We start from the raw sequence: 431 nt of genomic DNA, 5'->3' as shown, positions 1-431 counted from the left end.
ACTGGCGACGGGTCGCTACACGCTACGACCGATGCCCGAAGGTATTCCTATCCGCCGTCGCCCTCGCAGCAACCGTCTTGTTCTGGCTATGAAACGAGAACGAGATGCCGTATCCGATATGCCCTGACCAGAATGGAACGCCTGCGCCCATACCTCGACCACGGCATCCTCGAACTCGACAACAACGCTGCCGAACGTGGCATGCGCGCCGTCGCCCTCGGCCGTAAAAACTACCTCTTTGTCGGCTCCGAGGCAGGCGGCAAGGCCGCCGCCATCGCCTACACCCTAATCGAAACGGCCAAGCTAAATGGTGTCGACCCACAGGCTTGGCTCGCCGACACTCTTACGCGCATCTCGGACTACAAAATCACCAAGATCGATGAACTGCTGCCATGGCACTGGAACGGGTAGCGGTTAGACCGGACGCTTAC

2 pseudogenes are annotated in these 431 nt (G+C 59.6%); both read left to right on the top strand.

The annotated features are described in order from the left end of the window. A pseudogene (locus FHD67_RS15645) lies at window positions 1-92 on the top strand (IS5/IS1182 family transposase); the annotation flags it as partial. A gap of 16 nt (window positions 93-108) precedes the next feature. Beyond that, window positions 109-411: pseudogene (locus FHD67_RS15640) on the top strand (transposase domain-containing protein); the annotation flags it as partial. Window positions 412-431 lie beyond the last annotated feature (20 nt).

The sequence above is a fragment of the Paracoccus haeundaensis genome, assembly GCF_006239215.1.
Taxonomy (GTDB): domain Bacteria; phylum Pseudomonadota; class Alphaproteobacteria; order Rhodobacterales; family Rhodobacteraceae; genus Paracoccus; species Paracoccus marcusii.
The sequence above is the reverse complement of the archived record's forward strand: the minus strand, read 5'-3'. Positions and strand labels throughout refer to the sequence as shown.